21 protein-coding genes and 6 pseudogenes are annotated in these 20,582 nt (G+C 72.6%); 11 read left to right on the top strand and 16 right to left on the bottom strand.

Annotated elements, in window-relative coordinates; all coding sequences use genetic code 11:
• Positions 1–203 precede the first annotated feature (203 nt).
• Complete coding sequence (locus ACQPZZ_RS19910; RefSeq protein ID WP_432934134.1) at positions 204–1,166, top strand: helix-turn-helix transcriptional regulator; 963 nt, start codon at positions 204–206, stop codon at positions 1,164–1,166.
• 46 nt (positions 1,167–1,212) lie between these two features.
• Here the strand turns inward: ACQPZZ_RS19910 and ACQPZZ_RS19905 are convergent, their stop codons facing one another.
• On the bottom strand, positions 1,213–1,659 hold the full coding sequence (locus ACQPZZ_RS19905) for a TetR/AcrR family transcriptional regulator C-terminal domain-containing protein (RefSeq protein WP_432934460.1): 447 nt from the start codon (positions 1,657–1,659) through the stop codon (positions 1,213–1,215).
• A 2-nt stretch (positions 1,660–1,661) separates the two neighbouring features.
• On the opposite strand from ACQPZZ_RS19905, the pseudogene ACQPZZ_RS19900 reads away from it, so the two are divergent.
• Positions 1,662–3,221, top strand: a pseudogene (locus tag ACQPZZ_RS19900) (ATP-binding cassette domain-containing protein); the annotation flags it as partial.
• Here the strand turns inward: ACQPZZ_RS19900 and ACQPZZ_RS19895 are convergent.
• Positions 3,191–3,397 (bottom strand): annotated as a pseudogene (locus ACQPZZ_RS19895) (VOC family protein); the annotation flags it as partial. The pseudogenes ACQPZZ_RS19900 and ACQPZZ_RS19895 sit on opposite strands and share 31 nt — an antisense overlap.
• A gap of 110 nt (positions 3,398–3,507) precedes the next feature.
• Between ACQPZZ_RS19895 and ACQPZZ_RS19890 the strand changes: the two are divergent.
• On the top strand, positions 3,508–4,002 hold the full coding sequence (locus ACQPZZ_RS19890) for a GNAT family N-acetyltransferase (RefSeq protein WP_432934133.1): 495 nt from the start codon (positions 3,508–3,510) through the stop codon (positions 4,000–4,002).
• 116 nt (positions 4,003–4,118) lie between these two features.
• Here ACQPZZ_RS19890 and ACQPZZ_RS19885 read toward each other — a convergent pair whose 3' ends face one another.
• Positions 4,119–4,277: a hypothetical protein gene (locus ACQPZZ_RS19885; protein WP_432934131.1), complete on the bottom strand. Its 159-nt coding sequence runs from the start codon at positions 4,275–4,277 to the stop codon at positions 4,119–4,121.
• A 55-nt stretch (positions 4,278–4,332) separates the two neighbouring features.
• Here ACQPZZ_RS19885 and ACQPZZ_RS19880 point away from each other — a divergent pair, with 55 nt between their 5' ends.
• Both ACQPZZ_RS19880 and ACQPZZ_RS19875 read left to right on the top strand, forming a co-directional pair.
• The gene (locus ACQPZZ_RS19880; protein WP_432934129.1) at positions 4,333–4,851 is read left to right on the top strand and encodes a CGNR zinc finger domain-containing protein; all 519 of its coding nucleotides are present in this window, start codon (positions 4,333–4,335) and stop codon (positions 4,849–4,851) included.
• A 7-nt stretch (positions 4,852–4,858) separates the two neighbouring features.
• Entirely contained in the window at positions 4,859–5,566 is a 708-nt protein-coding gene (locus ACQPZZ_RS19875) for a helix-turn-helix domain-containing protein (RefSeq protein WP_432934127.1), read from the top strand.
• Positions 5,567–5,616: 50 nt separating this feature from the next.
• Here ACQPZZ_RS19875 and ACQPZZ_RS19870 read toward each other — a convergent pair whose 3' ends face one another.
• Together ACQPZZ_RS19870 and ACQPZZ_RS19865 are read right to left on the bottom strand one after the other, a co-directional pair.
• On the bottom strand, positions 5,617–6,216 hold the full coding sequence (locus tag ACQPZZ_RS19870; RefSeq protein WP_432934125.1) for a YdeI/OmpD-associated family protein: 600 nt from the start codon (positions 6,214–6,216) through the stop codon (positions 5,617–5,619).
• 43 nt (positions 6,217–6,259) lie between these two features.
• Positions 6,260–6,697, bottom strand: a complete 438-nt coding sequence (locus tag ACQPZZ_RS19865) for a carboxymuconolactone decarboxylase family protein (protein WP_432934123.1) — start codon at positions 6,695–6,697, stop codon at positions 6,260–6,262.
• Between the two features lie 184 nt (positions 6,698–6,881).
• Here ACQPZZ_RS19865 and ACQPZZ_RS19860 point away from each other — a divergent pair, with 184 nt between their 5' ends.
• Positions 6,882–7,832, top strand: coding sequence for a helix-turn-helix transcriptional regulator (locus ACQPZZ_RS19860; RefSeq protein ID WP_432934121.1), 951 nt, complete (start codon positions 6,882–6,884; stop codon positions 7,830–7,832).
• A 280-nt stretch (positions 7,833–8,112) separates the two neighbouring features.
• Here ACQPZZ_RS19860 and ACQPZZ_RS19855 read toward each other — a convergent pair whose 3' ends face one another.
• From ACQPZZ_RS19855 to ACQPZZ_RS19835, 5 genes and pseudogenes are all read right to left on the bottom strand, one after another.
• Positions 8,113–8,511: a VOC family protein gene (locus ACQPZZ_RS19855; RefSeq protein WP_432934119.1), complete on the bottom strand. Its 399-nt coding sequence runs from the start codon at positions 8,509–8,511 to the stop codon at positions 8,113–8,115.
• Positions 8,512–8,591: 80 nt separating this feature from the next.
• Entirely contained in the window at positions 8,592–9,575 is a 984-nt protein-coding gene (locus ACQPZZ_RS19850; protein ID WP_432934117.1) for a DUF952 domain-containing protein, read from the bottom strand.
• 143 nt (positions 9,576–9,718) lie between these two features.
• Entirely contained in the window at positions 9,719–10,417 is a 699-nt protein-coding gene (locus ACQPZZ_RS19845) for a TioE family transcriptional regulator (RefSeq protein ID WP_432934115.1), read from the bottom strand.
• Positions 10,418–10,611: 194 nt separating this feature from the next.
• Entirely contained in the window at positions 10,612–11,274 is a 663-nt protein-coding gene (locus tag ACQPZZ_RS19840; RefSeq protein WP_432934113.1) for an alpha/beta hydrolase, read from the bottom strand.
• Between the two features lie 172 nt (positions 11,275–11,446).
• Positions 11,447–11,791, bottom strand: a pseudogene (locus ACQPZZ_RS19835) (alpha/beta fold hydrolase); the annotation flags it as partial.
• Here ACQPZZ_RS19835 and ACQPZZ_RS19830 point away from each other — a divergent pair.
• Positions 11,766–12,212, top strand: a pseudogene (locus tag ACQPZZ_RS19830) (hypothetical protein); the annotation flags it as partial. The pseudogenes ACQPZZ_RS19835 and ACQPZZ_RS19830 overlap by 26 nt on opposite strands.
• A gap of 61 nt (positions 12,213–12,273) precedes the next feature.
• A pseudogene (locus tag ACQPZZ_RS19825) lies at positions 12,274–12,771 on the top strand (LuxR C-terminal-related transcriptional regulator); the annotation flags it as partial.
• A gap of 171 nt (positions 12,772–12,942) precedes the next feature.
• Here the strand turns inward: ACQPZZ_RS19825 and ACQPZZ_RS19820 are convergent.
• Positions 12,943–13,266, bottom strand: a complete 324-nt coding sequence (locus ACQPZZ_RS19820) for a DMT family transporter (RefSeq protein WP_363637936.1) — start codon at positions 13,264–13,266, stop codon at positions 12,943–12,945.
• A 129-nt stretch (positions 13,267–13,395) separates the two neighbouring features.
• Positions 13,396–13,986, bottom strand: a complete 591-nt coding sequence (locus ACQPZZ_RS19815) for a TetR/AcrR family transcriptional regulator (RefSeq protein WP_432934111.1) — start codon at positions 13,984–13,986, stop codon at positions 13,396–13,398.
• A 78-nt stretch (positions 13,987–14,064) separates the two neighbouring features.
• Between ACQPZZ_RS19815 and ACQPZZ_RS19810 the strand changes: the two genes are divergently transcribed.
• On the top strand, positions 14,065–15,072 hold the full coding sequence (locus ACQPZZ_RS19810) for a hypothetical protein (protein ID WP_432934109.1): 1,008 nt from the start codon (positions 14,065–14,067) through the stop codon (positions 15,070–15,072).
• Between the two features lie 183 nt (positions 15,073–15,255).
• Here the strand turns inward: ACQPZZ_RS19810 and ACQPZZ_RS19805 are convergent, their stop codons facing one another.
• Positions 15,256–15,543 carry a hypothetical protein gene (locus tag ACQPZZ_RS19805; protein ID WP_432934107.1) on the bottom strand — a complete coding sequence of 96 codons (288 nt, stop codon included), beginning with the start codon at positions 15,541–15,543 and terminating at the stop codon, positions 15,256–15,258.
• Between the two features lie 37 nt (positions 15,544–15,580).
• The gene (locus ACQPZZ_RS19800; protein ID WP_432934458.1) at positions 15,581–16,777 is read right to left on the bottom strand and encodes a cytochrome P450 family protein; all 1,197 of its coding nucleotides are present in this window, start codon (positions 16,775–16,777) and stop codon (positions 15,581–15,583) included.
• A 104-nt stretch (positions 16,778–16,881) separates the two neighbouring features.
• On the opposite strand from ACQPZZ_RS19800, the gene ACQPZZ_RS19795 reads away from it, so the two are divergent.
• Together ACQPZZ_RS19795 and ACQPZZ_RS19790 are read left to right on the top strand one after the other, a co-directional pair.
• Entirely contained in the window at positions 16,882–18,021 is a 1,140-nt protein-coding gene (locus ACQPZZ_RS19795; RefSeq protein WP_432934105.1) for a TetR/AcrR family transcriptional regulator, read from the top strand.
• Positions 18,022–18,271: 250 nt separating this feature from the next.
• The gene (locus tag ACQPZZ_RS19790; protein WP_432934456.1) at positions 18,272–19,246 is read left to right on the top strand and encodes a radical SAM protein; all 975 of its coding nucleotides are present in this window, start codon (positions 18,272–18,274) and stop codon (positions 19,244–19,246) included.
• A gap of 130 nt (positions 19,247–19,376) precedes the next feature.
• On the opposite strand, the pseudogene ACQPZZ_RS19785 reads toward ACQPZZ_RS19790, so the two are convergent.
• A pseudogene (locus ACQPZZ_RS19785) lies at positions 19,377–19,661 on the bottom strand (endonuclease domain-containing protein); the annotation flags it as partial.
• Positions 19,662–20,079: 418 nt separating this feature from the next.
• Entirely contained in the window at positions 20,080–20,562 is a 483-nt protein-coding gene (locus ACQPZZ_RS19780) for an RrF2 family transcriptional regulator (RefSeq protein WP_432934103.1), read from the bottom strand.
• Positions 20,563–20,582 lie beyond the last annotated feature (20 nt).

Here is a 20,582-nt window from a genome sequence, read left to right as displayed (position 1 = left end):
GTCGCGGCGGCGGTTGCCCGCCCCGGCGATGGGCGTTCCAGCGATCCCACGGGTCACCGTCTCCGCCGTAGCGGGCAGGCGCTCTTCATGGGTGGTGACCTGTGGTGATCGTGCTTCTGTCCGGCCTCGGTCGGCGTCGGTGACCTCACGCTCCCATGGGTAGCGGACAGGATGTGTCCTCTACTTGGGGCAGGATGAGTCTCATGCCGAAGACGTCCGCGCGGCTGCTCGCGCTTCTCTCGCTGCTGCAGACCCGTCGTCACCGGTCGGGCGAGGACCTGGCCGCGCGGCTGGACGTCAGTGCGCGCACGGTCCGGCGTGACGTCGACCGTCTCCGCGAGCTCGGTTACCCGATCACGACGTTCAAGGGGCCCGAGGGCGGATACCGGCTCGATGCCGGTTCGCAGATGCCGCCGCTGCTGTTCGACGACGATCAGGTCGTCGCCCTCGCCGTGGCTCTCCAGACAGCCACCGCGACCGGCGCCGGCATCGAGGAGGCCGCAGCGCGTGCGCTGAACACCGTCCGGCAGGTCATGCCCGGGCGGCTGCGCCACCGGATCGACACCCTCCAGGTCACCGCTGTCGAGCGGCCCGCGCCCCGGCCGGCCCCGCGGGTCGGCCACGAAGTGATCACAGCGCTCAGCGCCGCCGTCCACGCCCGCGAGGTGCTGCGCTTCGACTACGGCCCGCAGTCCCGGCCGCGGTGGGCGGAGCCCCACCACCTCGTCACGTGGGGCGGGCGCTGGTATCTCGTCGCCTGGGACCTCGACCGTGAGGACTGGCGCACCTTCCGCGCCGACCGGATCACGCCGCGCATCCCGGCCGGGCCCCGCTTCACCCCGCGTGAGCTGCCCGGAGGAACGGTGGCCGCCTTCGTGTCCGGCAGGTTCCTGGGCTCCGGCGGCTCCGGCGGCTCCGGAGACTGGCCCTGCCGCGGCGAGGTGATCCTCGGCCTCCCTGCGGCCGACGTGTCCCCCTATGTCCGCGACGGGGTCGTCGAGGAGCTCGGCTCGGGCCGTTGCCGGCTCGTCCTGGGCTCGTGGTCGTGGACCGGGCTGGCCGCCGCCGTCGGCAGGTTCGACGCCGACATCGAGGTCGTCGGCCCGGCCGAGCTCAAGGACGCCTTCGCGCGCCTGTCCCGCCGCTTCGCCGACGCCTCCGCATAGCGCGGCCCGGTCTCCGGCCCGACACCGTGGCGAGGGCGGGCGCTCCTCAGGTGCTCACGCCGGGCTCGGCGGGTCTGCGGCCGGCGGCGGCCGTGCCTGCCTGGATGCCTGCCTGGATGCCGTCCAGGAGCCACCGGAGGCCGAAGGTGAAGCTGACGTCCCAGTCGCCGTCCGCGACGAGGGGTCCGTGGGCGGCGAGGACGGGATACCGGTCGCCCGTGGCGCGCAGGTGCTCCCGGGCGGCCTGTGCCGTGGCTTGTCCCGTGGCCTGCTCTGCCCTGGCCGTCCAGGTGGCCTGCATGAGCGCGGACCCGATCACGTAGTTGGACAGCCCGTACGCCGCGGCGGTCAGGCAGGGTTCGGCGACCCCGGCCCCAACGAGGGTGGCGTACAGGAACTCGCTGCGGGCGAGCACGTTGGGGCCGAGCATCGGGCGGCCCAGCAGCGCCGCCGACCAGGGGTGGTCCAGGAGGACGGCACGCCACCCGGTGATCAGTGCTGCCGGATGGGCGGCTGCTGCTGCACGAGGTGTCGTTCCGCGTCGGCGACGGCGTCAAGGCCGGGCTGGTGGGACCGAACGGCGCGGGCAAGACGACCCTGCTGCGCCTGATCGCCGGGGACCTGCGCCCGGACGACGGCCGGGTGAGCCATTCGGGCGGGCTCGCGGTGATGCGGCAGTTCATCGGCGGCGTGCGCGATGACCGGACACTGCACGACCTGCTGCTGTCGGCGGCTCCCGAGCGGGTCAGGGCCGCCGCGGCGGCCCTGCGGCGGACGGAGTCGACGCTGGCGGCGCGTGACGACGAGGCGGCGCAGCTGGCCTACGCGCAGGCGATCGGGGACTACGCCGACGCCGGCGGCTATGACATGGAGGTGGTGTGGGACACCTGCGCGACGGCGGCGCTGGGCGCGCCGTACGACGTGGTGCGGCGGCGGCCGGTGGGCACGCTGTCGGGCGGGGAGCAGAAGCGGATCGTGCTGGAGGCGCTGCTGCGGGGCCCGGACCAGGTGCTGCTGCTGGACGAGCCGGACAACTACCTCGACGTGCCCGCCAAGCAGTGGCTGGAAGAGCGGCTGCGCGCGACGTCCAAGACGGTGCTGCTGGTCTCCCATGACCGGCGGTTGCTGGCCGAGGCCACCGACCGGATCGTCACGGTGGAGTCGCGCGGTGTGTGGGTGCACGGCGGTGGCTTCGCCACCTACGCGCAGGGCCGCCGTGACCGCATCGACCGTCTGGAGGAGCGGCGCCGCCGCTGGGACGAGGAGCACGCCAAGCTCAGGCGCCTGGTGCAGACTCTCCGGCAGACCGCGGCCAACAACGACGCGCTGTCGTCGGCCTACCGGGCCGCCCGCACGCGGCTGGAGCGGTTCGAGGAGGCGGGCCCGCCCGAGCGCCCGCCCCGGGAGCAGAACGTGCGGATTCGGTTGCGCGGCGGGCGGACCGGCAAACGTGCCGTCGTCTGCGAGGGCCTGGTGCTCACCGGGCTGACGCGGCCGTTCGACGTGGAGATCTGGTACGGCGAGCGCGTGGGCGTCCTCGGGTCGAACGGCTCGGGCAAGTCCCACTTCCTGCGGCTGCTGGCCGGGGCCGCGCACGGCACGGCCCCGGCCACGGTGCCCTCAAGCGCTGTGACCTCTGGCGGGGTCGCCGCGGACGCGCTTCCCCCGGTGCGCCACAGCGGTTCGGTACGGCTGGGCGCGCGGGTGGTGCCCGGCCACTTCGCGCAGACCCATGCCCGGCCCGAGCTGCACGGACGCACCGTCGCCGAACTGGTGACGTCCGGGTACGCGCTCACGCTCAACGACGCGATGGCCGCGCTGGCCCGCTACGAGCTCGCGCCGGCCGCCCGGCAGCGGTTCGAGACCCTGTCCGGCGGGCAGCAGGCCCGGTTGCAGATCCTGCTGCTGGAACTGTCCGGCGCGACCCTGCTGCTGCTCGACGAGCCGACCGACAACCTCGACCTGGCCGGCGCCGAGGCCCCTGCCGGGGTGGCTCCGAGCGCGGCGGCGCGCGCGACCGCACCGGCGAAGTCATCGGTGACCAGGTCGAGGTGGACCCGGTTCTTCACGGTCTTGGGTTCGGCGGCCCGTTGCAGAGCCAGGTCGGGACCGAGGCTGATCCAGTCGTCCTCGCGGCGGGTGATGTCCCGCTCCAGCAGCCTGCTCCAGAACTCGGCGAGCCCGTCGAGGTCGTTGGCGTCGATGACCACGCCACCCAGGCGAATGCTCATGCTGTCCCCTCGGCGTACGAATCGATCCCGCCCGGGCCCGTTGCCCGGGCCGGCCCGAATCTGGACCATGGCATAAGGAGGATCTTCCAAGGAAGGGTGGGGATCGTATCGTGAGCCCGGTTGTCATACGCCGTCTCGGCGGCGGGGACTGGCGTACCTGGCGCCGTCTGCGGCTGGCGGCACTCGCCGACGCGCCCGGCATCTTCCACGGGGACCTGGAAGAGGAACGGGCCTACGACGAGGGGCGGTGGCGCGGGTGGACCGAGGAGGGTGTCAAGGTGGCCGCGTTCGACGCGGACGCGCCGGTCGGCGTGGCCGCGGGGCGTGTCCCGCAGGACCGGGCCGGGGCCGTGGAACTGTTCGGCATGTGGGTGCGTCCCGAGGCCAGGGGCGGGCGGATCGCCGAGCGTCTGGCACTGGAGGTGGTGGCCTGGGCGCGGGAGTCGGGACGCTCCCGGGTGGAGCTGTGGGTCATCTCCGGCAACAGCCCCGCGGAGCGGCTGTATCGGCGGCTCGGATTCCATGGCACGGGCGAATACGAACTCCATCCGCACGATCCGTGCCTGCGTAAATATGTCATGGCCAAGGGCATCGGCGAACGGTGAAGCGTGATCCCCCGGCCGGAGGCGGGGGGGTGATGCCGGCGGCGCTGTCGCGGGGCGTCGTGCGGTTCCCGCTCGGCGCGACTGCGGGCGGAAGCGCCCGCCGGCGCCGCGCGCGTTCACCGATCCAGGGGGCCGCCCAGCCACACCGGTCGCCCGCCGCCGGATTCGGTGAGGATCTGCCACAAACGGCAGGCGCAGCGCCTGTAGACGACCCATCCCTGGGATGTGCGGTGGCGGGAGGCCTCGGTCCAGTGGTGCACATGCTGTCCGGTCATGTCACCAGTGTGTTGTAATGCCATTGTGCATTTAAACCCTTACGGTGCCGAGGCGGTGGCACTCGCCGTCGACCTGGCCAACAGGAAGCCCGCCACCGTTGAGGAGCTGGTGCACAGGTGCACCGAGGCCGGACTGGTCATCACGCAACCGGTTCGGGCGGAGGATCTCGTCCGGACGATCGCGATGCTGCGCGACTGGGAGCGGATCGTCGACACCGTCGAGGAGCGGGCGCGGGCCGACCTCGTCAATCGCCGGCTGGCCGCCGTGGCCGCCTACCCGCGGCTGAGCGATCACGCCGGTGACGGCTGGCACCTGCACTATCGCGACGACGACGCGTCCTTCATCACGATGCTCAAGGCGGTCATCTTCGTCGGGACGGCGCTGCATCTGGCCGGTCGTGGGATGCACCGCCTCGGGAGGTGCGGGCTGGCCGGCTGCGACGCCGTCTACGCCGACACCTCCCGTGGCGGCACGCAGCGTTATTGTTCGCCGCGCTGCGCGAACCGCGACGCGGTCCGCAGGCACCGTGCGAGAGCACGTCCGGCTCCTGACGCGTCCGTGCGCGGGGGATAATGCCCGCGTGTACGAGGAGAGGGCCTCGCGTGTGCCGGGCGCGGTGGTGTGGTGGAGCGTCTCCCCCGGCTCCGCGGCCGCCGCGCGCCGGGTGCTGCCGGACGGATGCATGGACGTGATCTGGGCGGACGGCGCGCTGCTGGTGGCGGGTCCGGACACCGCCGCGCACGTGGTGGCCGACCGGCCCGGCGCCCGGTATGTGGGGCTGCGTTTCGGCCCGGGCACCGGCCCGGCGGTCCTTGGGGTCCCCGCGCACGAGCTGCGCGACCGGCGGGTGCCGCTGGCCGAGCTGTGGCCGGGGGCGCAGGCGCGGCGGCTGGCGGAGCGGGCGGGCGAGGCCGCCGAGCTGGGAAGGTCGGTGGGCGCGGTGCTGGAGGAGGCGGCGGGGCTCCGGCCGGGCGCGGCGCCGGGCCCCGTCGACGCCGTTGTCGTCACCGCCGTCGTGAACGGCGTGCGCGCGGGGCTGCCGGTGGCGCGCATCGCGGCGGACGCGGGGGTCGGCGAACGGCGGCTGCACCGCCGGTGCCTGGACGTCTTCGGGTACGGGCCGCGGACGCTCGGTCGCATCCTGCGGATGAACCGGGCGGTTGACCTGGCCCGCGGGGGCGCGCCGTTCGCCACGGTGGCCGCCGTCGCCGGGTACGCCGACCAGGCTCATCTGTCCCGTGAGGTGAGGTCGCTGACCGGGGTGACGCTCGGCGCGCTGGTCCGCTGACCTCCCCGCTCCTCCTGCGCCTTGCAGCGGGGAGAGGAATGGGCCGGCATTCAACTGCCGAGGGCGCGCTTTTGCGGGTGGATCGTTTCGCCGCGGGCGAGCATGTCAACGAACTGGGTGATACGGCGGGCTCGGGTCTCGGCGCGTTTGGCGTTCGTGATCCGATAGAGAATGGCATAGCGGTTCTGGGAGGTGAGGATGTCGAACATCGCTTGTGCCCGGGGTTCCGCGGCCAAGGCGGCGGTCAGGTCGGCCGGTACCTCGATGCCGGCTTGTCCCGCGTAGGCCGCCTCCCAGCGGCCGTCGGCCTTGGCGCGTTCGACCTCGGTCATTCCGGCCGGATGCATCCGGCCCTCGCCGATCAGACGGGTGACGATGGAAACGTTCCGCGCTGACCAGGGACTTTGCCTTCCGCGAGGGGTGAAGCGCCGGCAGAAGGTGACCTCATCCCGCCGTCGTAGCCGGCCGTCGATCCAGCCGTGGCACAGGGCTTCGTCGAGCGCCTGGTCATAGGTCAGGCTGGTGGGCAAGGTCGCGTTCTGCTTGGCGAGGACCAGCCACACCCCTTCCGAGCTGTCGTGGTGCCTGCTGAGCCACTCCCGCCAGGCTCGGGCATCGGCAACGGTCAGTTCCGGTGGTTCGTCGCTCATCGTCTGTGCCCCTGATGATCATCGCGGGTTTGGTTGTCGGCGGTCACCAGGTCTTGCCGGCCTGCTCCCGGATCGTGTGGTTGATCCGGTTGAAGAAGTTGGTGATTGCGATGTTCAGGGTGATCGAGGGCATCTGCTTCTCGTCGAAGTGGGTGGCAGCGGCGTCCCAGATCTCGTCGGTCACACCCGGCGCGCCGTCCTGGATCCGCGTGGCGGCCTCGGTAAACGCGAGCGCCGCCCGCTCCGCCTCGGTGAAGAACGGCGTCTCGCGCCAGGCGACCACGCTGTGCAGCCGCTCGTCGGTCTCTCCATGCTTCTTCGCCGACGCGACCCCGGCGAAGACGCACGGGCTGCATCCGTTGATCTGGCTGGCCCGCAGATGGACCAGCTCGAGCACGAGCGGGTCGACGCCACCGGAGTGAATCGCCTTCTGGAGATGCGTGATCCCTGTGATCACGTCGGGATTCGCCACGCTCTTCATGCGCGCTTCCATGGGTCCTGCCTCTCGTCGGTTACGTGCGCCCATCCGGGGCCCCTCATTGAACGCACCGTGGCGTAGGTCATCGTCGTCATGGGCTTTTCTGCCGAGGACTCCCGGTCATGCCGGCGACGTTACGGTATGACCCGGTCAAAAACGGTCCTGGTTATCGAGCAGACTGTCAGCCGTGCTCAACACCTCGGCGCGGCTGCTGCGGCTGCTGTCATTGCTGTCGACGCGGCAGTCCTGGACGTGCGCTGATCTTTCCGCCCAGCTGGAGATCACCGAACGGACGGTTCGCCGGGACATCGCCCGGCTACGTGAACTCGGCTATGGCATCGAATCGGAGATGGGTCCATGGGGCGGCTACCACCTCGGGCCCGGAACCAGCATTCCGCCACTGATCCTTGACGAGGAGGAGGCCCTCGCGGTCGCTGTCGGGCTGCGCACCGCCGCCTTCAGCGGAGTCTCCGGCAGCGACCAGGCAGCCCTGTCGGCGCTGCTGAAACTACGCCAGGTGCTGCCGGCCAGGATCGCAGGCCGGCTCGGCGAGCTGGACGCCGCGTTCACCCACACCGCACGGCCCGACGACAGCCAGATCTCCCCCGCGCTGCTGCTCGACCTGGCCACCGCGTGCCGGCGAGGCGAACGCACCCGGTTGACCTACCGCGACGATGCCGGAACGACGTCCACCCGACGAGTAGACCCCTACCGGCTCATCTACACAGGCCGCCGCTGGTACCTTCTCGCCTACGACCTGACGCGGCAGGACTGGCGCACCTTCCGTACCGATCGCATCATCGATGCCACAGCCACCGGGCAGGCCACTGCCCTGCCCGACCCGCCGGATCCGGCACAGATGGTCGGCACGGGCATCGCGCTGAGGCCCTACCCGGTGCGGGTGACCATCCGCCTGGCCGTACCGGCCGATGAGGCCCGCAGGCTGGTGCCGCCGACGGTCGGCGTCCACCACCCGGACGGCGATGACGCCACGATCATCGACATCGGCGGGCCGGACGCCGACGGCCTGGCCCGCTACCTGCTCAGCCTCGGCCGGCCACTCCGGATACTGCACTCAGAAGAGGTCCGCCAGGCATTCCTCGCCCGCACACAACAACTCCTTCAGGACAACCGGTAACACGAACACCCGCCGAGCGCGGGCACGGCTACCTGCGGTGACGGATGTCGCCTGTCACCACGAAGTGCGATTGCGATCGTGCGGCCGCGCCGTTCCCGGTCGTCATCCGCCCAGTGGACCGGCCCCGATCGCCGTCGTCCGCGACCCGCGACGAGAGATCGTCCGGTCGAGGAGGACGGCAGGCACGATGGCCGCCGCCGGCTCCGCGCCGATCCATGGGGCGGAGGTGATGCCCGCACCGGCATTCAAGGCGGCGTCCTGAGCGGAGCCGGCGGGCGGATCAGGTGGTGGGCAGTGCGGCGAACAGGTCCACGCCGTTGCCGTCCGGGTCGTGCACCACCGCGTAGCGCTGCCCCCAGAACGCGTCCCACGGTTTCAGGTGTCCCTCGTAGCCGGCCTCGGTGAGGTCCGCGTACAGACGGTCGACCTCCTCGGGGCTGTCGCAGCGGAAGGCGAGCCCCATGCGGCCCCCGCCGCTCCCGGGCGACCAGGAGGGGTCGAACGACCGGACGGTCGCGTCGGTGTCCCAGGCGAGGCGCAGCCCGCCGGGAAGGGTCACCTCGACGTGGGGTTCGGTGTCGGCCGAGGACGGGATGTCCAGCCCGAGCCGGCGGTAGAAGGACAAAGAGGCGGCCATGTCGGTCACGACCAGGCCGATGAGATCGAACGCAGGTGCCATGACGGCCACGTTAGGAGGCGGGCGGGCCGGCCGTCTTGAACGAATCGGACACTCGGCACCGGGCAATCAGCGCCGGGCACTCAGCGGGAGAAGGGCGTGACGGCCGTGACGGCGGCCACCGGGATCGGCCCGTAGATGTGGGGGAAGGCCTCATCCGCCCCCGCGGGGACCTCCAGCCTGACGGGGCAGCCGAGCCGGTCCTCGTCGATCTCCAGCAGCACCAGGGGCTCGGTGACGTGGCCGTAGTAGCGCCCCGCCACGCCGCGCGCCTGAGCCACATCGGCCGAGGCGTGGATGTACCCCTCCTCCTCCAGGGTCCGGCCGAGGGTCGAGACGCGGTACTCGCCCGCCGTCACGGCCGCGTCCCAGTCGGCGGCCAGCGCGAGATGGAAGATCATGGTCCGATTCTGGCGGGGCGGACCGAGCGCCGCCAGCGCGCGGGTCACCGACTCCCGGGCCCGGTCCCTGGAGTCGGGGCGGGCCTCGACGACGTCTTCCACCCACAGGCCCGACAGCAGGCCGGCAACGAAGCGGACCTCCGCGGAGCCGCAGGGGTAGCCGGCACGCTCCAGCACGCCGGCGACGATCTCGTCGCAGCCGTCGGTCCAGGCCCGGGCGATGGCCTGCAGCGCCGGGTCGCGGCCCGCCTGCAGATACAGCTCCCACAGGCCGAGCTGGCGCAGCCGGTCGGAGGCGTACACACCGGTGAGGGTTTCGGCGACCGCGTGCGGCCTACGGCTCGCGAGGTTGTCCACCGACTCCCGCATGCGGGCGAGTTCGCGCGCGACCAGCAGGGCGAACGCCTCGGCGAGCAGCTGGTCGCGGCTGATGAAGTAGTAGGAGGTGGCGGCGAGAGGGAGACCGGCCCGGCGGGCGACGGCGCGGTGGGTCACGGCGGCGAAGCCGCCGTCGCCGAGCAGGTCGACGGCCGCGTCGAGCAGCGCCTCCCTGCGGCGCACGGCACGCTCTTGCGGACGCCGCAGCCGGGGCGTGACCGCCCGTACGGCCACCCCGCGTGCGGGGGCCGCCGCCGGGACGGGTACGGGCCGGTCCTGATCGGGCACGCCGTGATCCTCCCTGGATCGTCGTAGGCTCCACGGCCGGCCGGTGAGCCGCCCGGATCGCCCTCAGATCGTTCCTGACAAATCATGCCCTGCCAGAGGTGGCCCAGGCGGCCGAAGACGCCGGCCGCGCCACGGGCAGGTGGTCAGGTGGTCTCGGCCGCGAGTGCGGTGGCGCACAGGTAGGCGTCCAGGGCGGCGGCGCCCTTGAGCATGGCGCGGCCCCGGGCGGACAGGCGGGCCTGCCAGTCGCGCAGGGTCGACTCCAGCGGCGCGACGCCTCCGGCGGAGCGGACCTGTGCGATCAGCGGGGCGATCTGCTCCAGCAGGTAACCGCCCCGCCTGAGCTGGTGGGCCAGCCGGACGTCCCGTACGTCGGCCGGGCTGTAGATCCGGTAGCCCGTCCGCGGGTCGCGGCGCGGCCGGACCAGCCCGGCGTTCTCCCATTTGCGCAGTGTGGCGGGGCGGACGCCGAGCCTCCTGGCCAGAGGGCCGACGAACGTGTCGCCGCGCTCCTGCGGCACGGGCGCCAGATCGCGGAGCGCGGCCTCGACGGCCTGGAGGGTGCGGCGGTCGTCGAGGAGCTGGCCGTGGCTTTCGTCGATGAGCCGCAGCGCGTCCTCGGCGGCGCCCCGGTTGACCGCCTGCATGATCGCGGTCGCCGTCTGGTGACCGTGCCCCGGGACGAGGTCGAGGAACGCGCGCAGGGCGTGCGCGTGCAGCGGCGTGTAGGTGCGGTAGCCGTGGACGGTGCGTTCGGCGGCGGGCAGGATGCCGGCGTCCTCGTAATTCCTGATCGCCTGCGTGGACAGGCCGTGCTCGCGCGCCAGGTCGACCGGCCTCATGGGTGCATCACCGATTGAAGGTTCATAGCGGCCAAAGCGGCATTTGCCAGAAAAAGTTCACACCAGACGGCCAACGATACCGTCGAACCTCTGCCGCCACCACCGGCGCCACCAGGGCCCGGTCGGCCATACCGGGCGCAGGTGACCTGGCTCCCCGGCTCTCAACGGGGACGATCAACGAGGTGACGGGCGGATCAGGGATGGCAGATCGGGTCGGCGGCGGGGAGGGTGCCGGTGGCCAGGTAGGCGTTGACCTTGGCATCCACGCAGGCGTTGCCGTACTCGCCGTAGATCCCGTGGGCGGTGACGCCGCTCAGGGTGAGCAGACGGGAGCCGGTCAGCGCCCGGTGCATGGCCTTGCTGCCCTCGTAGGTGGTGGCGGTGTCGCCGGTGGCGGACACGATCAGCGCGGGGGTGGGATTGGCGACGCGCGTGGGGCGCTCGCGCGGGGGGTTCGGCCAGAAGGCGCAGGGCCAGATGTTGTTCCTGAGCGGGCCGAACAGGGGGTGGCGCGCACGGCTGCGCTGGACGTCGTTCCAGTAGACGTCGGGGTCGCGTGGCGCGGCGCGGTCGCCGCAGATGATCGCGGCGGCGGGGCTGGCGAGCGGGGAGCCGGCGCTGGTCAGGACGAAGGTGAGGAATCCGTCGAGTTCGGTGCCGGTGTCGGCCGGGCGGCCGTGCGCGGCCTCGTTCAGGGTCCGCACGGTGGAGGAGAACTCGGCGCGGGCCGCGGGGCGGTCGTCGCCGGAGCCGATGGACAGGATGTACGGGACCGCCTGGTCGTCCACCTCGTACGGTCCGACGCGCAGCGGGCGGTCCTGCGCGGCGGCGACGATCGCGTTCACGCTGGCGAGCACGCGGGCGGGGGTGGCGCCGAGGCCATAGGTGCCGTGGCGTTCGGCGGCCCAGGCCGCCCAGCCGCAGTGCGCGTTCCGCCTCGTCCTCGGTGCCCTGCGTCGCCTGGGGGCCCCACTCGTTCGGGGCGCCCGCGCTGTCGAGGACCACGCGGTCGGTGCGGCCGGGGAACATCTGGGTGTAGACCGCACCCAGATAGCTGCCGTAGGAGTAGCCGAGGAAGGAGATCCGGCGCTCCCCGAGGACGCGTCGTACGAAATCGATGTCGCGGGCCGTGTCGCGCGTGTTGGCGTACGGGAGCACGTCGGCGTGGCGCCGGGCGTAGCGCTCGGCCAGGTCCTTTGCCACCTTCACCTGGTGATCGAACCGGGCGCGGGTCGGATCGGCCGAGCGGAGCCACAGGCCGATGGGCCAGCCGCAGTCGAGCGGCGTGCTGCGCCCGACGAAGCGCGGGTCCAGGCCGACGAGGTCGTAACGGGCGGCGACGTCCTTCATGGCCGCGCGCGTCTGCAGGGGCATGCCCAGCGCGCTCTCGCCGGGGCCGCCGTTGTTGAGGACCATGGTGCCGATGCGGTCGGCGCGGTCGGTGGCGGGCAGGCGGGACAGCGCGAGTGTGATGGTGCGGCCGCCGGGCTTGGAGTGGACGAGTGGGACGGTGAGCTCCGCGCACCGTGCGCCCGCCCGGTCGAGCTCCCCGCCGAGGGCGTCGTCGGGGCCCTGGGCGCAGGGCTTCCAGTCGAGCGGTGCGGTGGCCTACTACGTGATCGCCGAGGCGCTGACGAACGTGACCAAGCACGCCGCCGCCACGCGGGCGGCCCTGCGCATCGAGCGCACCGAGGGCATCCTGTCCATCGAGGTCAGCGACGACGGAAGGGGCGGCGCCGACGAGGCGCGCGGCACCGGGATCCCCGGGATACGCCGGCGGGTCGCCGCGCTGGACGGCGCGGTCCGCCTCGACAGCCCGCCGGGCGGCCCCACCACGCTCGCCGTCCGGATGCCGGGAGGGGATCCACGCCGCGCTGCGGGCCCGCCGCGAGCACGGCGCGCTGCCGATCCTGGTGCTCTCGCAGTACGTCGAGCGCGAGTACGCCGGCGAGCTTCTCTCCGACGGCCGCGGCGGCATCGGTTACCTCCTCAAGGACCGCATCGGCCGGGTGGCCGAATTCGTCGACGCCCTGCGCCGCGTCGCGGCCGGCGGCACCGCCATGGACCCCGAGGTGGTCGCCCAGCTCCTCGCCCGCCGCGCCGGTGATCACCTGGACACCCTCACCTCCCGCGAGCGGGAGTCGCTCGCCCTCATGGCGCAGGGCCACGACAACGCCACCATCGCCGAGCGGATGCGCATCTCCGACAACGCCGTCCACAAGCACATCGGCAACATATTCGCCAAGCTCGGCCTGGCACCGGACGACTCCGGCCACCGCCGCGTACGCGCGGTGCTCGCCTACCTGGACGGCACGTCGCGGCCGGACCCCGGCCGTTTTTCCGGGGCAGGGTGAGCGCCCTGTCGGGAACCGTCTGATCCCGGAACCTTCGGGTTGTTGTGGTGGGTGGAGCGCCGGCTCGCTCAATACCCCCTGCGGCGAGGAGCGGCGGCCGGGCGAAGGAGCAAATCCCGCCCGGCGGCCGGGGACACGTTCGGGAGCGGAGAGCCCGGACCTCTTACGCTCTCAGTGCGCGCCCGAGAGGTTGAGCACGGCGACCCCGACGATGATCAGCGCGATGCCGGCACCTTTGACGAGGTTCATGTGCTCGCCGAGGAACAACGCGCCGATCAGCGCGATCGCGGCGGTCCCCGTGCCCGCCCACACGGCGTATGCGATGCCGACGGGCATGCGGAGCTTGAGCGCCCAGGCCAGCAGGATGAACGAGGCGATGTACCCGACGGCGACCACGATGGTCCAGCCCCAGCGAGTCAGGCCGTCGCTGAGTTTGAGCGCGGAGGTGGCCAGGACCTCCGAGGCGATCGCGCCGACGAGCAGGAGCCAGGCCATGGGAACCTCTTCGATAAAAACAGTACGCTTGTCCCAATTTTACGTGGCAAGGCTTCGCAAAGCCATGGGCAGGTCAACCAGGCGCTCCAGCCTTGTGATCAGGCTCGTGTGACGGTCATGCAAACAGTGTCAGTCCCGGGCTCCGGCGTCGATGCTGCCGAGGATCAGGTCGGTCAGCGCCGCGATGGCCTCGGCGACGATGGCCCGCCCCCGGTTCAGCTCCGCGGCGATCGCCTCAGCTGCGCCCAGCGCGCCGACGCAGCGCAGCCGGAGGGCTTCCTGGGTGAGCCCGGAGTACGGCCGCAGGGCGGTGGCCATCAGGTCCGTGTAGCCGTCGAGCAACTCGCGCTCGATCGCCTCCATCTCCTGGTTGCCCTTCAGCGCGGCCGAGATGGCGGTCCACTCCGGCATGTCGGTGGCGCAGGCGAAGTAGGCGACGCTCAGGACGCGGGCGATCTCGCGAGGGACGGCCGGGGCGTCGCGCAGGGCCTCCTCCAGGGCGGCCTGGTGCCGCTCGTCGAGCCGCCGGTAGAGCGCGATCAGCAGGCCGGGGCGGGTGCCGAAGTGGTCGTAGACGATCGGCCTGCTCACTCCGGCGGCCTCCGCCAGGCTGAGCAGCGTGAGGCTGTCGGTGCCGTGAGCGCGCACGATCGCCATGGCGGTGTCGAGCAGTTGCTCCCGTCTGGCCGGCCTGGACAGGCGAGTCGATCCCGTGGTCATCGTCCTCCCTTGCTTCACCTCCCAGCGTAAGCTACAAAATGTAACTTACAGAATGTAGGTTAGGGAGAGGACATCACTGTGGAGCGCTCCGTACTGATCATGGGCGGGTCCGGCCAGGTGGGCGCGGAGACCGCGGCCCTCCTGCGCCGGTGGTACCCGGAGCTGCCGTTGACGATCGCGGCCCGTGATCTCGGCCGCGCCAGGCGGGTCGCCGACGAGCTCGGCGGCGCGACCGCCGTGACCATCGATGTGCGGCGGGACGGCCTCGGCCTCCAGCGGACCGACGGCTACTCGGCGGTCGTGGCAGCGGTGTGGGACAGCCACCTGAACGGACTGCGTTACGCACAAGACCGCGGCCTGCCGTACGTCAGCATCTCCAACGGCCTGGTCGACATCGGACCCGAGGTCGTCGCCGCCGGCCTGCGAGCCGGTGCGGCGCCGATCCTGCTGGCCAGCCACTGGTACGCGGGAATCGTCGTCCTCGCGGTGCTCAACCTCGCCGGGGAGTTCGACCGGCTCGACACCATCGAGGTCAGCGGCGTGCTGGACGAACAGGACGGAGGCGGGCCCGCGGCCGTGGCGGACGTGGCACGCCTGCTGGCCGCCACTTCGGCGGGGCCCGTCCGCCGCGACGGCGTCTTCGACTGGGTCAGCGGCCCCGACGCGCAGGTGGAGGTCACCAGCGTCGACGGCGCCGTACTGCCCGGCCAGATCGTCCCCATCCTCGACGTGCCGAGCCTGGCCGTCGCGACAGGCGCGGCCAACGTCCGCGTCGCGTTCGCGATCGGTGAATCGGCAGGCAGGCGGCGCGGCGGGCCCGCGTCCGCGGAGGTCAGGATCGACCTTGAAGGCGTGGATCGCGTTGGCGCACCCCTCAGGACGAGCCGCTACCTCCTCCACCCGAAGGGGCAGAGCCCTCTGACGGCGCTCGGCGTCGCCCTCGGCGTCGAGCGGCTGCTCGGCCTGCGCGGCGGCCCCGTGCAGCCCGGTCTCCACACCCCCGAGGCGTTGATCGACCCCGGCTACGCGGCCGAGCGGTTGGCGGAGATCGGCGCCACCTTCACCGGCGCGCACGGCGGTCACTGACTCCGCCGATCGAGAGTCGCGGGCGGCGCATCCGTAAGATGACCTGGCTCATGATGGCTCTGTCAGGCACGGACCGCGCCGCCGAGCTCGAGGGCACGGACATCGTGTGACGCGCGTTCATCCAGCCCCAGCCCCGTCGCGCCGTCTACCTCACGATCGGCGCGCTGTCGGCGACGCTCACCTTCAACTGCGCGCTCGACGACGCATGCCCTCGGTGCCGGCCGGCAGCTTGCTGACGTAGGCGTAGTCGTTGCGCAGGTACTCGGCGCGGTCATCGAAGTCGGCCGCCCGATCCGGACGGCCGGGCCTGCCCACCAGCTCCTGCTCCCGCTGTGCCAGCGGCGGCAGCGTGCGCCCCGGATACGGCAGCGGCGCCGGAATCTCCTCCTGCAGCACTCCCTCGACCGCGCTGCCCTCGACCGGCAGCCAGATCGTGCGATTGGAGCGCGACAGCCAGATCCCCCCGTCCACTGGAGAACGCCCGCGCGAATCTTTGGTGAGTCGTGTTTCACAGGGTCACCGGCAGCGCGGACAGCCGCCAGGTGCCCGGATCGGGGGCGCGCAGATCGTCGGCCGGGGCGGCCATGGCCAGGCCGGGGAAGCGGCGCAGCAGCGCGGTGAGCGCGACCTGGGTCTGCACGCGGGCAAGGGAGGCGCCGAGGCAGAAGTGCGGGCCGTGGGCGAACCCCAGGTGGCCGGCGCCGGGCGTGCGGGTCACGTCCAGCCGGTCGGGGTCGGCGAACACCCGCGGGTCGCGGTTGGCCGCGGCGACCAGGGCGGTGACCTTGGCGCCCTTGGGCACGGTCGCGCCGTACAGGTCGACGTCCTGGCGGGCGTGGCGTGGGATCGCCAGCAGTGTGGGGCCGCACCAGCGGATGAGCTCCTCGACGGCCCCCGGCATCAGCGCGGGGTCGGAGCGTACGGCGGCGAGCTGGGCGGGGTGGGACAGCAGGGCGGCCACGGCGTTGGCGATGAGAGTGGTCGGCGTCTGCCCGGCGAGGACCAGGTGCCAGACAAGGGTGACGATCTCGGTGTCGCTCAGCCGGTCGCCGTCCTCGGCCTGGACGCGCACCAACTCGCCCAGCACACCCCCGGGCTCGCCGGAGTCATCGGCACGGGCGGCGGCGACGGCGTCCCTGGCGCCCGCCATGATGCCCGGAATGGCCCGCGCGAAGTCCTGGCCCGCCCCGGCGGCGACGGTGGCGCCCCATTCCCGCCAGCGCGAGCGGTCCTGCTCGGGGATGCCGACCAGCGCGCAGATGACGTCCATCGGCAGCGGCCGGGCGAAGTGCCGCAGCAGGTCGGCCCGCCCACCGTCCGCCCGGGCGGGCAGATCGTCGAGCAGCGCGTCGACGATGGCCTCGATCCGGGGCCGGAACTCGGCGGCCCGCCGGGGAGTGAAGGCCGGGGCGACCAGCTTGCGCAGCCGCCCGTGCTCGGGGCCGCTCATCTCGCTCATGGTCCGCATGTACGGCAGGCAGTCATCGGGGACCTGCGGACGCATGAAGCTGTCGGCGGAGATTTCGAAACGGGCGTCGCCGAGCATCGCCCGAGCACCGTCGTGCCTGGTGAGGGCCCATATCGGGCCGAGGCCGGGGATCAGCAGCCGGGCGAGCGGCGAGCGTTCGCGCGCCCGTCCGTAGGCGGTGAAGGGGTCGCGCAGGACCTCGGGGTCGGTGAGGTCCACCTCGGGCAGGGCGATCACGGGCAACTCCAGATGTTATGTCCAGATGTTCTTATCATCTGAGTGGTGACGGTATCTTGGGGTCCGCCCGTACGGCAAGCGGGCGTACGCGGACGAGGAGAGGGATGGGACGCCTCACCAGGGCCGAGCTTCAGGCACGCAACCGGGCCAGGGTGCTGGCCGCCGCCCGCGACGAGTTCGCCGAGCGAGGGTTCCGCGACGCCAAGGTGGACGGGATCGCCGACCGGGCCGGGCTCACCCGCGGCGCGGTCTACTCCAACTTCCCCGGCAAACGGGCCCTGTACTTCTCCGTGCTGGCGGACCTTGCCGAGCGGGAGGCCGGGCCCGACGGTTCGCGGCGGCTCTCCCCCGCGTCCGGCGAGAGACTCGCCACCGACCCAGCCGACGCCGGCACAGCCACCACCGGGACATCGGCTGCGGCCACGGCCCGGGAGGCGCTCGCGGCGTTCGCCCGCGCCTGGGTCTCCCGGCTTCCGCTGGCCACCGACGGCCCGGCCAGGCTCGGCATGGACCTCATGCCTGAGGTGCTCGCCGACCAGCGGGTCCGCCGGCCGTTCGCGCAGCTCATGAAGCTGAACGCGCTCGTGCTCGGGCTCGTGCTCGAGCGGGTCGACGGGCACGTCTCCACGCGGCGCCGGGTGCGGATCGCGGAGACGGCCCTGACCACCCTCCACGGCGCGAGCCAGATGGCCGACGCGGCGCCCGGGTTCGCCGAGCCGTTCGACATCGTCGCGGCGTGCGCCGCGCTGGCGGACCTCGATCTCGGCGACCGGTGGGACCCTCCTCACCTGCCCTTCGTGCCACGCGCGCGCCCCGCCGACGAGCCCTGGTCGCCGCCGCTCGCGGTGGACGCGGTGCGGGGCGAGCCGGTCCCGCTCACGCGTGACGGCGTGGTGGCGGTCCTCGGGCTGCACCGTCTGGAGGCCGTGGAAGAGGCGGTGCGGGCCACGCCGCCCGGCGGCGAGGTCACCGCGGTCCTGGTCACCGGCGATCCCGGCGAGCTGGGGCCGCTCGCCCGGCTGACCCTCGCCGACCTGCGCGCCTGCCTGCGGCAGGTGTTGCCCGCGCCGGCCTGGCCGCGCCTGCGTGTGGTGCACGACGACGAGGGGGCCGTGGCGGCGGCGGCCGGGGTGACCGCCGTGAGCGACGGGACCGAGGCGGCCGTCCGAGTGCGGTCGGGCCGTGTGGTCGCGCGTGCCGACGGGTACGGCGCCTGTCACGCCGCCGCCTCCGCCGAGCTCTGACCGCCGCGCCGCGCCGGCCGCCGGTGGCCGAGCGCGGGCGGCGCGCGCGGGCGCGGACACTTGGCGCGAGGGTCGAATGCGTGTTCTACTGAACCTCATGCGTCGCGACGCCACTTCCCGCGCGGAGGACCAGCCCGTTGCGCGGCCCCGCGGGCAGCAGCAGACGGTGCGGCAGCCCGGGCAACAGCAGGTGCGGCAGCCCGGAAAAACGGTACAGCCCGGAAAGACAGTGCAGCAGCCGGGACCGTCTGTGCAGCAGTCGCTCGTCGGTGAGGGGCCCGCCCGCCCGCGCATCGAGCGGCAGGCCGTCACCCGCGTCTTCGACGGCATCACCTGCTATGAGGTGCCGGCCCGCGCGGCGCTCGAGCGGGTGCCCGAGGCCGCCGAGTTGCCCTTCGCATGGGGCGCGAGCCCTTATCGCGGCTGCGAGTCGGGCTGCGGCTACTGCACCGCCCGGCGCGGCCACCGCTACCTCGGCCTGGATCCGGGCCGCGACTTCTCCACGAAGATCGTCGTCAAGACCGACCTGGCCCGCCGCCTGCGGCGCGAGCTGGACTCCTCCCGCTGGAGCGGCGAGCCGGTCGCGCTGGGTCTCACCGGCGACTGCTACCAGCCCGCCGAGGAGATCTACCGCCTGATGCCCGGCGTCATCCGGGCGCTCGCCGAGGCGGCCAATCCGTTCACGGTGCTCACCAAGAGCCCCCTCGTCCTGCGTGATCTCGACCTGTTACGCGAGGCCGCGAAGGTGACCCAGGTCGGCGCCCTGGTATCGGTCGGCTTCGTCGACGACCGGCTGCGGCGCGCCGTCGAGCCGGGGGCCGCGACCCCGCAGCGGCGCCTGGAGATCTGCGCGACGCTGAACGAGGCCGGCATTCCCTGTGGTGTGCTGATGGCGCCGATCCTGCCGCTCATCACCGACTCCACCGATCACCTGCTGGCGACCGTACGGCGCGCGGCCGAGGCGGGCGCGGTCAGCGTGACGCCCGTCGTGCTGCGCCTGCCCGCCGGTGCCCGGGAGTGGTACATGGGGTGGCTGGAGCGCGAGCATCCCGGTCTCGTGCCGCGCTACCAGGCGCTGTACGGCAGGGGCCAGGTCGCCGAGGACGGTTACCGGCGGCGGATCGCCGAGCAGGTGCGCGGCCTCGCCGAGACCTACGGCATCGGCAGGGACGCCCGGCGGTGGCGGCGGCGCCGCTCCCCCACCCGCCAGCTCGCCCTCGTGTGACCGAATTCGTGGTCGCGAGTTGGTCATCGCAGGGGGAGGCTGAACACGCCGGATCACCGGGCTTGCGGCTGATCGCGGCACGCGGGTAGGTCAGGCGGAGGTAGGCGGCTGGCGGGTTGTTGAGGTAGTCGCCCCAGACGCAGCCTGCGGAGTGGGGGCAGGTCTCCAGCCAGGTGTTGCAGTGCCGGCACAGCAGGCCGCGGACCTGGAGGCCGGTGGGGTCGTGGTCGACGAATACGCCGATCGTGCTGTGGCATGCGTGGCAGGCCGGGCCCAGGGCCGTGATCAGCGCTCTGATGATCGGGCCCAGAACCGGCCCCTGGAACGGAGGCCACCGCGCGCTGTCTTGTTCGACCGGGCATCGCTCGCGTCGCCTGACGAGAGCGGGGTCGGTCTCGGAGCCGAGGGCGAGCACCGCCCAATGCACGGTCCTGCTGCCGGGGTGGCCCTCCTCCGGCCGGGTGCCAAGGGGCGGGTTGACCCGGTAGTGCTGCCCGTCCGCGCTCCACCACTTGCACCATTGCTCGTGCGGCAGGGCCGGGGGCGGCGGCTTCTTCAGTCCTCGCCACGCCCGGGCGCAGAGATATCGCGTGCCAAGACGCAGGTGGTAGCGGCCGTCGTCGCCGAGCACCGCGATCGGAGGGGTGAGCGCGACGGATCCGGTGAGGACGCGGCAGGGCCGAGCGGCCCTGGCGGCGGCCAGCGCTGCCAGGGCCGCGGGCTCGTCAGTGCTGGCCTCCCAGGCCAGCCGGCGCAGCAGCGCGTCGCGACGGTGCTCGGGGAAGTCGGCGGGCCCCAGCCAGGCGATCTCGATGGCCAGCACGCCGAGCGCTTCAGCTCCTGGTGGTGGTCAGCCAGCGGCGTACGTCGGGCATGGCGGTGCCGTTGCTGTCGGCGTCGATGTCGGCGGCCAGGTCGGCGATGGAGAGCTGGGCGAGTGCGCGCGACCAGGCGTCTTGGGCGGCGGTCATGGCTCGGGCGATCGCGCATGGCCGTGAGCACCGTTCGGCGGGAATGCCGAGGGGTCCGCGCTGCCGTATCTCGGCGCATCGATACGCGGGCTCGTCTCCGTCGATTGCCTGCACCACCTCCAGAGCGCTGATCTCCGAGGCGGGCCTGGTTAGGGTGTAGCCGCCGACCTGGCCCATGGTGGAGTGGACGATTCCGGCCCGCGACAGTGCCTGCAGGTGCTTGGCCGTGTACGCCGGCGGGGTGCCGTGCAGTTCCGCCAGTCGCGCCGCCGGCACCGGTTCGTGGCTCTGGCTGAGCGTGACGCAGCTGTGCAACGCCCACTCCACCCCGCTCGACATCTTCATGCCCCAACCCTACCCATCCC

Source organism: Microbispora sp. CA-135349 (genome assembly GCF_050947365.1).
Classification (GTDB): Bacteria; Actinomycetota; Actinomycetes; order Streptosporangiales; family Streptosporangiaceae; genus Microbispora.
This window is presented reverse-complemented; position numbering and strand designations above follow the sequence as displayed.